The sequence below is a fragment of the Streptomyces sp. JLYT201 genome (assembly GCF_059448825.1).
The window spans coordinates 8,681,710-8,695,204 of record NZ_CM182551.1; the positions used below are offsets into that span (position 1 = coordinate 8,681,710).

The window sequence follows — 13,495 nt, forward strand, 5'->3', positions numbered from 1 at the left end:
CTCAGACTCAGTGGTGCGGGACGACCGCGACGGGTGACGTCGCGTGCTGGAGCACGGAGTGGGTGACCGGCCCCGTGCGGGGGCCGACCGGGCTGCGCGGGATCCGACGGCCGACCACGAGGAGGGAGGCGTCCTGGGAGGCAGCGGCCAGGTGTTCGGCCGCGCCGCTGGAACGGACCTCGTCGACGATAGCCACTTGAGGGAAAGCGCGGGCCCACGGGCGCAGCATCCCGGCCAGGTCGACCTCCGGCCGCCGGGCCGGATCCACGTGCACGACGCGCAGCGAGGTCGAGCGGCTCGCGGCCGCCTCGAAGGCGAACGCGACGACCGCGTCGTGCGGGTTCGCGGTGTCCAGACCGAGGACGACGGGCCGGTACGGGGCGGCCGCGGACGGGATGCCCGCGGGGTCCATCAGATGCTCGTCGGCGGCCTGCTCCCCGGCGCGCACCAGGACCACGGGCTGTCCGGAGTGCGCCACGGCCGCGAGGGCCACGGAGCCCACCAGGAACCCGGCGAGCCCCCCGAGGCCCCGTGAGCCGAGGACCAGCAGCGCCTCGTCGTCGCGTGCCTGCCGCGGCAACAGGTCCCCGGGCCTGCCGGAGAGCCGGCGTACGCCGACCTTGAGGCCGGGGTGCCGCAGCCGCACCCCCTCCGCGTACTCGCGGGGAATGCGGTCGATCCAGTGCTGCCGGGTCTCCGCACCAAGGAGTGGAGCTTGCTCGACGGGCTCCGGAACGGGCTCCAGGACGCTGACGAGCGTGAGCGGCAGATCGCGCAGCTTGGCTTCCCTCGCCGCCCACTCCACGGCGGCCTGACTTTCGGGTGAGCCGTCGAGGCCCACGATGACGGCTCGGGGCATGTCCTCCACCTCCTGGTGCGGGTTGTCGTATCAGCGTCGCGCTCGGCGCGCCCACGGGACAGGGGCCGCAGGACCTGGGGGAGGGCCGACAGGCCCTGCCGCGTCCCGGCCGTCCGCCCGGCTGCCGGACGGGCTCACCGCAGCCAGCTGTGGCGGCGCACGAACGACAGCCCGGCCCAGCGGCCACCCGCGCCGAGGACGTCACCGGCGCACGTGAGGGCGAGCGCGATCAGGGCGACGGCGTAGACGACGTGGTAGTCCACGACGGGGTTCGCGGACAGGCTCATGGAACCGTCGGAGAGGTGCTTGGCGGGAGGCCACTCGGCCATCCACATCAGGATCATCATCACCGTCCCGGCGGCGGCCGCGAGGCGCAGTCCGACACCGGCGACCAGGGCCGCGCCGATGCCGAGGAGCCCGGCCATGAACAGCCAGTCCGCCCAGGCGTCACCCGCCCAGGAGTGGAAGGTCGACTCCAACGGCCCGGCCGCCACCCGGCTGAGGAAGCCCTCGGTGGGCGAACCACCGTCGACCCAACCCTTTCCGGACGCGGTGGAGTAACCGAATCCGAAGGTCTTGTCGAGGAAGGCCCACAGGAAGACCGCTCCCATGGACAGGCGCAGTGAGGCGAGTGCGTAGGCGCGTGCGGAGCCCGCGAGCGCGACCGTCGACGCCGCGCGGGCCGTGGAGCGACGCCGGAACGAGGGCAGATGGATCGCCGGGCCCCGGTGTGCGTGGTGGTGGGTGCTCATGACTGTGCTCCTTTCGACGATGTCTTCGCCGGACACGGTTCACTCTGGTCACGCGCACCGCGCCGCGCCGCATGCCGAACGTCCGGGACACCGGGGCCGGAAGGTCCTCGTGCGAAGGCCGGTCGGACCGGGCGGCGGTCGTCCCGAGGAGATCCATGCGCCGACGACGAACGGGGAGCCGTCCCGGCGCCGCGGCTCCAGGGTGGGGCCGCGGACCGGGGGACGCTCGTGGGGACGGGGCTCGGCGCAGTCGTCGGCGTGGGCTCGACGCTGATCGCCGACGGGATCCGCTGGAGGCGCGAGGAGGACGCCCCGAGGCAGGACGCGCGGCGCCAGCTCCACAGCGAGTACCTGTGACGGCCTTGACCCGGACCAGGAGCCAGCTCAAGGAGGTGCGCTCGGCCGGGCCCGCCCTGGACGAGCGGGCCCGGCGGGCCGGCGAGGTCGTCCGGCAGGGCGGTGCCTACGAACTGCGCCACCAGGTGGCCGTCTTGGCCTCCGCCGCCGTCGTGGGGCCGTCCGACGACGCCCTGAGGAAGCTGCGCGACGTACGGGACCTGATCCATGTTGGCGCCACGGAGGACACGCTCCGGGACGAGTTCAGCGCCCTGATCACCACGATCAAGACACTGCGGGACGCCGTGCGAGCGGACCTCGGGACGGACGAGAGAGCCTGCGGCGCGCAGTGGGTCGCGATGCCCGGGGCGAGCTCGCCGCGCCTGCTGCCGCGGCCGGCAGCCGTCACCCGTGCGGCACGACGGCCACCGGGCAGGTGGCGTGGTGCAGCAGGGCGTGGGTGACCGGGCCCAGGTGACCGGTGGACGCCTTGCGCCCCACGACGACGAGGGAGGCCGTCCGCGCCGCGTGGACCAGGGCACCGGTGGCCCTTTCCTCGGAGACGGCCTCGGTCACGGACACCTCGGGGAACTTCGCGCACCACGGCCGCAACGCGGCGACCACAGCGTGTTCCCGGGCCGCGAGCAGCTCCGGCCCCGGGAACGGCTCCCCTGCGGCCGTGCGCGGCGGCGCCGGCGGGAAGGCGTGGACGACCCGCAGCGGCGCGCCGTACTCCCGCGCCATGACGAAGGCGAACTCGATGAGCGCGTCACAGGGGTGCTCGGTGTCGAGGCCGAGCACGACGTCGCGGTAGGGGGTCTCGGGCAGTTCGTCCGGCGAGATGCCGTGCAGGGCGGGCAGGTGCTCGGCGGCGGAGGTCTCGCCCGCCCGTACGAGCACCACCGGGCACGGGGAGTGGGCGACGACCCGCTGGGACACCGCCCCGACCACGAATCCGACGACACGGCCGAGTCCGCGCGACCCGAGGACGAGCAGCTCCGAGGACTCGGCCGCCGAGACCAGGGCGCTGACCGGAGCGCCGGACACCAGGCGCTCGTCGATCCGCAGCCCTGAGTGGGCGGCGCGGACGCCGTCCACCGCCTCGCTGAGGACCTGCTCGGCGCCCGCCCGCTCCGTGCTGTCGGCGGGGACGGACGAGGCCGGATGCGGATGCCACGTCCACGCGTGCACCAGGCGCAGCGGGGTGCCCCGGCGCAGAGCCTCCCGGGCTGCCCACCGAGCGGCCGCCAGGCTCTCCGCGGAACCGTCGACACCCGCCGTGACGTACCGTTCCATGCTGCGTACCTCCCGCGTCCGTGGCCGCGTCCGTGGTCGGCACGGCCCTCAGGACCGACCGTCGCGCCGGTACGTCGAGGTGGGAAGGGCCCGGACCGTCCCGGCCGCGAGTCGTTCGGCCCCCGGACGGACCGCGATGGGCCCAGTGTGCCTGACGGTGTCCATGGGAGCCGGGTGAGGGGTGTGAGGGCCGAGTGGCCCCTGGCACCGCGCGGAGTCTCGGATCATGCTGGAAGGAGAGTCCACCTGCCCGCCTTGGAGGACGTCATGAACGCTCCGTCCACTTCCAGTGCCCTGCGGTCCCTGCCCCACGAGCACCGCGAGCGACTGATGGCCGTCGCCCGCGAGGTCTCGTTCCCCCAGGAGACGCGGCTCTTCTCGGAGGGCGGGCCTGCCGATCACTTCTGGGTCGTGCGCACCGGTTCGATCGCCCTCGACATGAAGGTGCCCGGACGCCGGGCGGCCGTCATCGAGACGCTCGGACACGACGAACTGGTGGGCTGGTCCTGGCTGTTCGGGCCGCCCGTGTGGCACCTGGGCGCCGAGACGGCGTCGCCGGTGCGCGCCTACGAGTTCGACGCCGGGGCCGTACGGGCCATGGGCCAGGACGACCCCGCGTTCGGCCTGACGATCGCCCACTGGGTGGGGGGCACCCTCGCCCACCGCCTGCGCTCGGCACGCACCCGACTGCTGGACCTGTACGCACCGTACGGCAGTGGCAGCACGCTGTGACCTCGCGTCCTCCGGTGCCGCGCGACGGAGTGCGGCGATCGCTCGCACGGGCGGCCCGAAGCCTGTCACTACCACCGGTACGCAGCGGGAACAGTCTCCACATGAGCGATACACACACCTTCACGGAGCAGCACCCGATCCGCGTCTTCCTGCTGGACGACCACGAAGTCGTACGGCGCGGCCTGGCCGACCTGCTGAGCGCCGAACCGGACATCACGGTGGTCGGCGACGCCGACAGCGCCGAACGCGCGCTGACGCGCGGCCCCGCACTGCGGCCGGACGTCGCGGTCCTCGACGTACGCCTGGCCGACGGGGACGGCATCACCGTCTGCCGGGAGCTGCGCGACCAGCTGCCGGACTTGGCCGTCCTGATGTTGACCTCGTTCGACGACGAGGAAGCGCTGCTCGACGCGATCATGGCCGGAGCGGCGGGCTACGTACTCAAACAGATCAAGGGATCCGACCTGGTCTCGGCGGTGCGCACCGTCGCCTCCGGCCAGTCCCTGCTCGACCCGGCGACGACCGCGCGGCTGATGCGCTCGCTGCGTACGGGGCCCGCCGAGACGCCTGCCGTCGCACCCGAGCTGGCGGGCCTGTCGGAGCGCGAGCGGGACATCCTCGCACTGATCGGCGACGGCCTCACCAACCGCGAGATCGGCAAGAGGCTCTACCTCTCGGAGAAGACGGTCAAGAACCACATCTCCCGGCTGCTGTCGAAGCTCGGCGTCCAGCGCCGCGTGCAGGCGGCGGTCATGGCCGCACAGCTGTCCACCGCCGAGCGGGACGACGACGTCGCCCGGTGACGCGTACGCGGGCCGCTCGGCCGCGGCGAGAGACCGTATGGCCCCTCCCCGAGGGAACGCGGGCACCCCAGGCTGGTCGACAGGAACACCACAGGGTGCAACAGCCGCGGAACGGTCCTGCAGCCCCCACGGCGCCGGGCGGGGAGGAGTACGCGATGAGTTCCACGACGCTCGACGCAGCCACGTTGGAGAAGCTGGTGTCGGCGGCCGTCGCCGCTCCGTCCGTCCACAACACGCAGCCGTGGCGCTTCCGGCTCGACCCGGACACTGTCACGCTGGAGATCCACGCCGCCGCGGAGCGCGGTCTTCGCCACATCGACCCGGCCGGGCGGGCCCTGCACGTCTCGGTCGGCTGCGCGGTCCTCAACCTGCGGATCGCGGTGGCCCATTTCGGCTGGGAGCCGGTGACCCGGCTGCTGCCCCGCCCTGGCGTGCCAGGGCTGCTCGCCGCGATCCGGTTCGGCGGCAGCGCGCGGCCGAACGCAGCGCGCCTGTACGACGCCCTGTGGCGTCGGCACAGCAGTCGTTTCCCCTTCTCGGAGCGGCCGTTGCCCGTCGGCGTCCGTGCCGAGCTCTCGGAGGCCGCCCTGGCCGAAGGCGCGTGGCTGACCTTCCCGTCTCCCGTCGAGAGCCGACGCCTGCTGCTGCTCACCAAGGAGGGAGAGAGCCGCAACAACTCCTGCGCGGACAGGGCCACGGAGAGCCGCCACTGGGTGCGCGAGCCGGATCGCACGGGCCTCGGCATGCCCGTGCGGACGCTGGGGCCGCAGGACTTCCGGGAGCAGCTGCCCATGCGGGACTTCGGTGCCCACCTGCACCCCGGTGGACTGCCCGCGCAGACCTTCGAACGGCACCCGACGCTCGCGCTGCTGTCCACGGCACACGACCGCCGCACCGACTGGCTGCGGGCCGGGCAGGCCCTGGAGCGCGTTCTCCTGGTGGCAACCGCCCACGGCTTGCGGGCATCGCTGCTGCACCAGGCTCTGGAATGGCCGGACCTGCGCGAGCAGCTCGCACCACCGGCCGGCTCCCGGCACGGCCACGCGCAGATGTTGATCCGCATGGGGTACGGCCCGACGGGGCCGTCCACACCGCGCCGCAGCGCACGGCGGACGCTCATCGGTGACGACGGTTCAGCTCTCCCGTGAAGCCGTCGGCACCTGCCACTGAAGCTGTGTGCCGCTCCCGTGCGGCCCCCGGCGCAGCGCGAGCGCTCCGCCGAGGGCGCGGGCGCGCTCGGCCAGGTTCCGCAGTCCGCTGTGCTCGACCCCCTCGGGGATGCCCCGGCCGTCGTCCGTCACGGCCAGCGTCAACTCGCCGTCGGCGCAGCGCAGATACACGTCGACCGAGCGCGTGTGCGCGTGCCGGGCGGCGTTGCTCAGGGCCTCGCCGAGAACAGCGAGCACGTGGTCCGCGACGTCGGCCGGGACGTCGGTGTCCACGAGTCCCTCGACCCGCAGCGCGGGCGTGAAGCCGAAGGACGCGGCGGAGTCGGCCACCACCCGCGACACCCGCCCCCGCAGCCCCTCGCTCCCCTCACCGCCGCCGTGCGTGCGCAGGCCGAAGATGGTCGACCGGATGATCTTGATGGTGTCGTCGAGGTCGTCGACCGCTCGGGACAGCCGCTCGATGGCTTCGGAGTGATCCACGAAGCGCTGGGTGCTCTGGAGGGTCATCCCGACGGCGAAGAGCCGCTGGATGGCCAGGTCGTGCAGGTCGCGTGCGATCCGGTCACGGTCCTGGAGCAGGGCGACCTGCTCCGCGTCGCGCCGCCGGTCGGCGAGCTCCAGAGCCAGCGCGGCCTGGCCCGCGAAACCCAGCAGCGGCCCCGCGTCAGCGTCGGAGAACGGCGTACGGCCTTCCAGGCGCCCCAGCACCAGCACGCCCCGGGCCTTTCCGCTGACGCCCAGGGGCACCGCGACCACGGGCCCGAGCCCGGCCCACTGCGAGCCGTTCCCGCCGACGCGGGAGTCGCGGGTGATGTCGGCGCTGACCACGGGATCGGTGGCATCGAGAGCGGCTCCGACCAGGCCCTCGTGAGCCGGGAGCACCACCCCTCTGCGGTGCTCGGCATCCACCCCGACCGCGAGCAGCGGCCGCATCTCCTCCGACTTGGCGACGTACTCCGCGACCATCCCGACGTCGGCCGAGACGATCTCCCGGGCCTGCTCGACGATCAGCTCGAGCACGTCGGCGCTCGGCGCCCCCGACAGCAGGCTGCTCGTGACCTCGGCGCTGGCCCGCATCCAGCGCTCGCGCAGCCGCGTCTCCTCGTACAGGCGGGCGTTCTCGATGGCGACGCCGGCCGCGACGGCGAGCGTGGACAGCACGGATTCGTCCTCGGCGTCGAACTCCTCGGCGCCGCGCTTCTCGGTGAGGTAGAGATTGCCGAACACCTTGTCCCGCACCCGGATGGGCACGCCGAGGAACGAGTGCATCGGCGGGTGTCCCGGGGGGAACCCGTACGACGACGGATGCTCCGAGAGCTCCGGCATCCGCAGCGGCACCGGGTGCCGGATCAGCTCACCGAGGATGCCGTGGCCGCTGGGCAGATCCCCGATCCGGCGCCGCTCCTCCTCGTCGATGCCCACGGTCAGGAACTGGGACAGGGTGCGGTCGTCGCCGATCACTCCCAGGGCCCCGTACTCGGCGTCCACGAGGACCACGGCGGCCTCGACGATGCGCCGCAGCACGTGCGGCAGGTCCAGCTCCCGGCCGACGGAAAGCACCGCCTCCAGCAGGCTGTGCACGCGGTCCCGTGTGCCCCGCGCGGCGTCGATGCGCGTCTGGAGTTCGTCGAGCAGCTCGTCGAGGCGCAGCGTGGGCAGATGACGCTCGGAACCATCGGTCCGGTCGTCGGTCCCGTCCTCGGTCATCGCTTCCTCCACCTGGCTCGCACGGGCTCGGTGTGGTCCGGTGGCACTACTTCTCACCGTAGCGGCAAGGAGGCGGCGCCGGGTGTGATCGGCCGCGGTGGCGTTCGCCGACCCGCCGAACAGGGCGAGCAGGGACGTACGGACCCAGGGGCGGTCCCTCGGCCTCTGCCGGTCGCCGTTCGCGGGTGCGACGGTGGGAGAAGAACGTGTGCGAACCGAAGCACGTGCTGAACCGAGCGGAGCGCATCGCTCGGCGGGACGGACACATCGGGACGGACAGGGCGGAGCGTCATGCCGCGTCCGGTGATCGCAGGAGTCGACGAGTCCCACGAGAGCCGCGCCGCTGCTCTGTGGGCGGCCCGCGAGGCGTCGCACCGCCGGGCTCCGTTGCGGTTGTTGCACGCGTGCGCGTGGCACCCGTCGGGGGCGTCGGAGAACGCTTCGCGGCGGCTGTTGGCGCGGCGTGTCCTGCGCGAGACGGAGGCGCACGTACGGGCCGTGTGCCCCGGTGTGCACCTCGTCGCTGAACAAACTGAAGGGCCCGCGTCCAGGGCGCTGCTGGATGCTGCCGAGGAGGCGGACGTACTGGTGCTGGGCTCCCGCGTTCTGAGCGCCCTCACCGGATTCGTCCTGGGGTCCGTCGCCCAGACCGTGGTGGCCCGGGCCGCGCGCCCCGTCGTCCTCGTCCGAGCCGGGCGCGGGATCGGTGGCACCCGCAGCGCGGGTCCGCCCCACGCCGCCGACTGTGACGTCGTGCTGGGGCTGGACCTGAACGACCCCTGCGACGAGGTGATCGACTTCGCCTTCGACACAGCGCGGCTGCGGGATGCCCGGCTTCGGGTCGTGTCCGCGTGGAGCGCGCCATCGCGGCTCACCCTCGGTCCGGGGGAGGCGGGTCTCATCGACGGGCCCCGGCTCGCGGAGGAGTGGCACGGCTTCCAGAGTGCCGTGCTGCTCACCTGGCGGGACAAGTACCCCGCCGTCGCGGTGAGCGGCGACGTCGTCGAGGGCAGGGCCTCGTCGGCGCTGGTACGGGCCACTGCTGGAGCCTCCCTGCTCGTGGTGGGGCGGCGCACGCGTGAGGAGCCGCACATGGGCACGCGCACCGGATCCGTCACACACGCGGTCAGCCACCACGTCCGCTGCCCCGTGGCCGTCGTCCCCCACCACTGAAGACTCTCAGCGCGGCATCGAGCGGGGCGACAGGCGCGAGGGGCATGGTTCGGAGGCGATGGGGCACGGGCCGTGCGGTCGCGTGGGACCGGTTTCGGCCGCCGCCGTGACGACGGCGGCCGAGGGACGGCTCAGGTACCCATCGGGATGCGGAGCAGCTGCCCCGGCATGATCTTGTCGGGGTCGGTGATCTGGTCCGGGTTGGCGCGCATGATGCGCTGGTGGAGAGTGGCGTCCCCGTAGTACGTCTTGGCCAGGCCGGAAAGAGTGTCCCCCTTGACGACCTTGTGCTCGCGGTAGCCGTAGTAGCCCGGCACGATGCGCGGCCCGTGGAGCACGGGCACGGTCACGACGTTGATCTCCTTGCCGTCCTTGGGGCTCTTCTCGAAGACCTGGACGAGCAGTTGGTCGGCCTTGAACGAGGCCTTGCGCACGTCGACCTGGACATGGAACTGTCCGTGCTCGCCCGTGCCGCCGCCGACCGTGAAGTGGCCGGTCACCTCGTCGTGACCGTCACCGACGCGGTACTGCAGCGTGGCCTCGTGGCCCGTGCCGATGCCGCCCACGTGGATCAGGCTGGCCACGAGGTCGAGCTTGCGCGGCTGGTCGACCCGGTTCGTCATGAGCCCTCCTGTGAGGAGAAGGAACGTGCTCCTTCCTGCCCACTCAACTCCTTTCCTCGAGTGAGGCAAGGGCATCTTTCGGGCGCGGTGAGGACAACCGCCGAACGACCCGCGGCACGGGCCGGTCGGCCCGCCCCGCTCGTGGCCCCGGCGCGCTGTAGTGGATGGTGAGGAACGCATCCGTTCCGCTTTCGAGAGGGAAGGGGAGACGAAATGGCCACGTCAGGCACGCACCGTCGCGTCACGCTCCCTGCCGTGCTGCTGGTCACCGGAGCACTCGTGACCGTGACCGCGACGAGCGGCGCGGCGCACCCGCAGTCCTCCGGGCGCACCGGAGCCCCGCCCGCGGCGCCCAGCCGCAGTGGCACTCCGATGTCCACCGTCGACCGGGTCGCCGACTTCTACGGCGCGTACGTCGACGTCCTGTACGACGCGGGCAAGGGGCGGCTGCCCCAGGCCCTGCGCGGCCACTACCTGACCGCCGGGCTGCGGCACGACCTGGCCCGCTGGGAATCCACCCATCACAAGGACGGAGTGCTGCGCGTCAAGGGCGTCCCGACCGCCTGGAAGGTCGACTACAACGACAGCGGTATGGGGCGATGCTGGAGCAGGGTGACTCTCACCTGGAAGGACTCCGGCAACCACGTCCACCACACCCGTCTGATGGTCCAGTCCGACCTGACGACCAGGTTGATCTCCGCCATCGAGGCCGATGCGTGACGGTCGCGCCGTGGGGCCGGAGCAGCCCCCGCACCCGCTTCTCGACGGTGTGCGGGGCCTGCTCCGGCGACAGGACAGGCGGCCTTCCGCCCACGTGGACCGCTGCTCCGGCGCGGCGTCGGCGGGGGCGGCGCGCAAAGTGGGGTAGGGGCGGAAGACGCCGCAGAGCCGGGCGACGCGCAGGAGAGCCAGGACGCGCGGACGCGGGCAGACCAGCAGGAGCCGTCCGCGCTGCGCCAAGACACGCGCCCTGGCGCGGCAGAGCGGTCGTCCGCTCGGAGTCACCGGCCGCTCGACGTCGACGACGGGTGCCTGCGGCGGTACTTGCGCTCCCAGCGTTCCTTGCGCTTCCGGCGATCGCTGTACTCGCGATACGTCTTGGGGCCGCTGCCCCGGCCGCCTTCGCCGCGGTCCGTGCTCCTGTTGTCGAGGTCGGTCTTGATGGAGCCCCGGTCGCGCCCCCGGACCAGCAGGTAGACCAGTGCCGCGGCGAGCAGCCAGAGCAGGGGGGCTTTGAAGCCGAGGAGGATCAGGAACAGGAGTAGGGCGATGATCAGAACGGACATGGCTCTCCCTCCGCACTCGGGGCGCGATCCGCCGTACGACGTCGTACGGCGAAGGGTCCGCGCGGGCCGGAGCAGATGTGGCGTCGGCTCGGCCTGCGGTGTCGTACGAGGGCCCGTATCGGCCTCTCACGGCAAGTCAACGCCCGTGTGAAGACCGGCCACAGGACCTGATCGGCCCGGCGAAGGGGCCTGTGGGGCCACCTGTCAGGGGCCGGCTGGTGCCGACGCCGTTGGCGGTCCCGCTACGGAGGTGCCCGCACCTCAGGGGCCGGTCGGCCCCTTCCGCGGCCGGTGAGCCTCTGCCTCGCTGGAGGAGGGCGCCCCGCCGCGCCGCGAGACGTGCGGCGGAACGGCGACGACCGGACGAGGGAGGGACTGAGGGCCGTGGAGCGAGAGTTGATCGTCGGTGCGGACGGCTCGGAGGAGAGCCTGTCAGCCGTCGACTGGGCCGTGGACGAAGCCGGGCGGCGAGGGAGCCCGCTGCGGATCGTGTACGCCTCGGCCTGGGAGCGGTACGAAGGGCACAAGCCGTCCTTCGGCATCCACCGCGGTGCGGCGCGCACCTACACCGAGCACATCCCGGCTCAGGCGGTCGCACGGGCGCGCACCCGCGCGCCTGCGCTGAAGGTCACGAGCGATGTACTCGCGGAGGATCCGGTGGCCGCGCTCGTTCGCGAGAGCGCGGGGGCCGAGGCGATCGTCGTCGGCTGCCGGGGCAGGGGCGAACTGGCGGGGCTCCTGCTGGGGTCCGTGAGCCTGTCGGTGGCCGCGCACGCCGTGTCACCCGTGATCGTGGTCCGCAGTGGCCGGCAGCACCGCGACGGCGGCTTCCAGCGGGTCGTCGTGGGCATCGACGAGGCCGACGAGGCCGAGGCCGTCGTCGCCTTCGCCCTACGCGCCGCCGAGCTGCGGGGTGGCGAACTGCACGCGGTGCACGCCTGGCGGTGCCCCGCCCACCAGGCGCCCGAACCGCCCCGCGCGGCGGACGCGACGGACTTCCACCAGATGCGCGCCGAGATGCGGCTCGACGAGGCGCTGCGGGCCATCGGGCAGCGGCACCCCGCCGTGAGCGTGCGACGGGACGCCGTGGAGGGCCTGGCCCGTGCGGCGTTGCTCGACGCGTCCGCGACGGCCGACCTGCTCGTGGTCGGCGCGAAGCGTGGCAAAGGACGTATCGGCATGCAACTGGGCCTGGTCAACCACGCGGTCCTGCATCACTCCGCGTGCCCCGTCGCGGTGGTACCGCACGGTTGACCGCCGACCGGGGTGCCGGGCGCAGGCCTCAGGCGGTGCGGCCCCCGGTGGAAGCCGCACCGTCGTGGGGCAGCACCTCGGCGAGGGAACGCCGAGGCACGGGCACCTGCCAGTTGACCCGGCCGAGACGCAGGACCATCTGCGGGTGCTGCCCCGAAGGGCCCAGGGTGCGCACCAGAGCCCGCAAGTCCGCGAACTCCAGGGGCTGGGTGTGGAATCCGGCAGCGAACTCGTGGCCCGCGGCGCACAGCAGCACGCGCTGTAGGGCCTGACCCGCGCGCAACCAGTCCTGGCGGGTGTCGTGGGGAGTGGTGAGCACGACCATGAGGCCGGTGCGCGCGGGCCACGCTTCGCGGGGCCCGGTCGTGGCCCGGCGCCGGGTGAGGCCGGTGAAGTCGCGTCCGGCAAGGGCGACGCAGTCCGGATGGAACGCGCAGGCCTCGGCGGGCACACCGTCGCCGCGGTCGTCTCCGAACGGACGGGCCCAGCGGTGCAGCTCCTCGGCGAAACCGGGTACGCGACGCTCGCGCGCCTCGGCCTCGTGGACGAGTCGGCTGAGACGCCCGCGCACCGCTGTGTCCTCCAAGGCGATCAACTGGACGCCCTCGGCCCGTGCGTGCCGCGCGAGGGCCTCGATCAACGAGGTGGGCACGCAGGCACCCGAGAAGGGGCCGCGGTGCGTGTGCCGCCGCCGCAGGGCCTGGTGCATGAGTGCCACGTCAGGCGTCGCCCGAGCATGCGCTCCCCACTCCACGCGTGCCAGCAGCCAGGGCGTCCTCATATCCGGGAAGAGGTGGATCACGGGCCTGAAGCCCAGGTGCCGCATGGCGAGCCGAAGGTTGAACAGCGCCGCACCACAGCTGATCATCAGTTGCCGCCCGTAGGGGTCGCAGAGCCGCAGCCGCCGTCGGTAGTCGGCGTACAGCAGCAACGCGTTGTCGGAGCACGCGAACAGCCAGGGCTGGGAGTTGTGCAGCGAAGGCGCCAGTACGGCGGCGCGCACCAGGTGGCGGGCCGCATGGACATGGGGCGAAGGATTTCGCTCGGTGGTCACAGCCTGCCACCCTTCTCCCGGCCCACGTCGCGATGGGCCACTCCGTCCGAGCTGGTGCCTTCAGCGTGAGGTGAGCCCTGGAACCGGATGAGGGGCCGAGTGTCCCCGGACTCGGCCCGAGCGGCCTGTCCGGTGCCGAGGGGCGCCAGCGGGAGGATGGAGGAAGGGAAGAGGGGGCGTATTGGGCACCCCCCCCGGGGATGGCTGGTTCGGCGGGCCTCCTTGGGGCCCGCCGTGGGGTTCCCGCATCCGGATCACCGCCGTTCATCGGCGGACGGCGTGGGGCAATGGCAGCTCCAGGGCCTGAGGAGGCGAGGCGCGCGGTGTTCGTGATGGGCCCATCGGCACCAGCGCGGGCCGCCCGGCCCGTGGCGGATCGAACCCCCACGCGCTGGGCTGGAAGCAGGAGGAGCTGAACGTGTGCGGTACGGCCGACAGACAGCTCCCGGAC

15 protein-coding genes are annotated in these 13,495 nt (G+C 72.9%); 8 read left to right on the forward strand and 7 right to left on the reverse strand.

Annotation, left to right across the window (positions count from 1 at the left end; translation table 11 throughout):
- Positions 1 to 7: 7 nt before the first annotated feature.
- Together AC5WAM_RS36995 and AC5WAM_RS37000 are read right to left on the reverse strand one after the other, a co-directional pair.
- The gene (locus AC5WAM_RS36995) at positions 8 to 859 is read right to left on the reverse strand and encodes a universal stress protein (protein WP_495520224.1); all 852 of its coding nucleotides are present in this window, start codon (positions 857 to 859) and stop codon (positions 8 to 10) included.
- 134 nt (positions 860 to 993) lie between these two features.
- Entirely contained in the window at positions 994 to 1,611 is a 618-nt protein-coding gene (locus AC5WAM_RS37000) for a hypothetical protein (RefSeq protein ID WP_495520225.1), read from the reverse strand.
- A gap of 228 nt (positions 1,612 to 1,839) precedes the next feature.
- On the opposite strand from AC5WAM_RS37000, the gene AC5WAM_RS37005 reads away from it, so the two are divergent.
- Complete coding sequence (locus AC5WAM_RS37005) at positions 1,840 to 1,968, forward strand: hypothetical protein (protein ID WP_495520226.1); 129 nt, start codon at positions 1,840 to 1,842, stop codon at positions 1,966 to 1,968.
- A 5-nt stretch (positions 1,969 to 1,973) separates the two neighbouring features.
- The gene (locus tag AC5WAM_RS37010; protein ID WP_495520227.1) at positions 1,974 to 2,411 is read left to right on the forward strand and encodes a hypothetical protein; all 438 of its coding nucleotides are present in this window, start codon (positions 1,974 to 1,976) and stop codon (positions 2,409 to 2,411) included.
- Here AC5WAM_RS37010 and AC5WAM_RS37015 read toward each other — a convergent pair.
- Complete coding sequence (locus AC5WAM_RS37015) at positions 2,353 to 3,243, reverse strand: universal stress protein (protein ID WP_495520228.1); 891 nt, start codon at positions 3,241 to 3,243, stop codon at positions 2,353 to 2,355. The genes AC5WAM_RS37010 and AC5WAM_RS37015 overlap by 59 nt on opposite strands.
- A gap of 267 nt (positions 3,244 to 3,510) precedes the next feature.
- Between AC5WAM_RS37015 and AC5WAM_RS37020 the strand changes: the two genes are divergently transcribed.
- The 3 genes from AC5WAM_RS37020 to AC5WAM_RS37030 all read left to right on the forward strand — a co-directional run bounded on the left by AC5WAM_RS37020 (position 3,511) and on the right by AC5WAM_RS37030 (position 5,926).
- Positions 3,511 to 3,975, forward strand: coding sequence for a Crp/Fnr family transcriptional regulator (locus tag AC5WAM_RS37020; protein WP_495520229.1), 465 nt, complete (start codon positions 3,511 to 3,513; stop codon positions 3,973 to 3,975).
- A 101-nt stretch (positions 3,976 to 4,076) separates the two neighbouring features.
- A complete protein-coding gene (locus AC5WAM_RS37025; protein ID WP_495520230.1) occupies positions 4,077 to 4,778 on the forward strand; it encodes a response regulator in 702 nt (233 codons plus the stop codon).
- Between the two features lie 155 nt (positions 4,779 to 4,933).
- Positions 4,934 to 5,926, forward strand: a complete 993-nt coding sequence (locus tag AC5WAM_RS37030) for an Acg family FMN-binding oxidoreductase (RefSeq protein WP_495520231.1) — start codon at positions 4,934 to 4,936, stop codon at positions 5,924 to 5,926.
- Here the strand turns inward: AC5WAM_RS37030 and AC5WAM_RS37035 are convergent.
- On the reverse strand, positions 5,912 to 7,654 hold the full coding sequence (locus tag AC5WAM_RS37035) for a sensor histidine kinase (RefSeq protein WP_495520232.1): 1,743 nt from the start codon (positions 7,652 to 7,654) through the stop codon (positions 5,912 to 5,914). The two genes, AC5WAM_RS37030 and AC5WAM_RS37035, sit on opposite strands and share 15 nt — an antisense overlap.
- Before the next feature lie 291 nt (positions 7,655 to 7,945).
- On the opposite strand from AC5WAM_RS37035, the gene AC5WAM_RS37040 reads away from it, so the two are divergent.
- Positions 7,946 to 8,827: a universal stress protein gene (locus tag AC5WAM_RS37040; RefSeq protein ID WP_495520233.1), complete on the forward strand. Its 882-nt coding sequence runs from the start codon at positions 7,946 to 7,948 to the stop codon at positions 8,825 to 8,827.
- 131 nt (positions 8,828 to 8,958) lie between these two features.
- Here the strand turns inward: AC5WAM_RS37040 and AC5WAM_RS37045 are convergent, their stop codons facing one another.
- Positions 8,959 to 9,450 (reverse strand): LysM peptidoglycan-binding domain-containing protein, encoded by a 492-nt coding sequence (locus AC5WAM_RS37045; RefSeq protein WP_495520234.1) that lies wholly within the window; start codon positions 9,448 to 9,450, stop codon positions 8,959 to 8,961.
- Between the two features lie 213 nt (positions 9,451 to 9,663).
- Here AC5WAM_RS37045 and AC5WAM_RS37050 point away from each other — a divergent pair, with 213 nt between their 5' ends.
- Positions 9,664 to 10,170 (forward strand): hypothetical protein, encoded by a 507-nt coding sequence (locus AC5WAM_RS37050; RefSeq protein ID WP_495520235.1) that lies wholly within the window; start codon positions 9,664 to 9,666, stop codon positions 10,168 to 10,170.
- 281 nt (positions 10,171 to 10,451) lie between these two features.
- On the opposite strand, the gene AC5WAM_RS37055 is transcribed toward AC5WAM_RS37050, so the two are convergent.
- A complete protein-coding gene (locus AC5WAM_RS37055) occupies positions 10,452 to 10,736 on the reverse strand; it encodes a hypothetical protein (RefSeq protein ID WP_495520236.1) in 285 nt (94 codons plus the stop codon).
- Between the two features lie 384 nt (positions 10,737 to 11,120).
- Here AC5WAM_RS37055 and AC5WAM_RS37060 point away from each other — a divergent pair, with 384 nt between their 5' ends.
- Complete coding sequence (locus AC5WAM_RS37060; protein WP_495520237.1) at positions 11,121 to 11,990, forward strand: universal stress protein; 870 nt, start codon at positions 11,121 to 11,123, stop codon at positions 11,988 to 11,990.
- Positions 11,991 to 12,018: 28 nt separating this feature from the next.
- Here the strand turns inward: AC5WAM_RS37060 and AC5WAM_RS37065 are convergent, their stop codons facing one another.
- Complete coding sequence (locus tag AC5WAM_RS37065; protein ID WP_495520238.1) at positions 12,019 to 13,044, reverse strand: Acg family FMN-binding oxidoreductase; 1,026 nt, start codon at positions 13,042 to 13,044, stop codon at positions 12,019 to 12,021.
- Between the last annotated feature and the right edge of the window lie 451 nt (positions 13,045 to 13,495).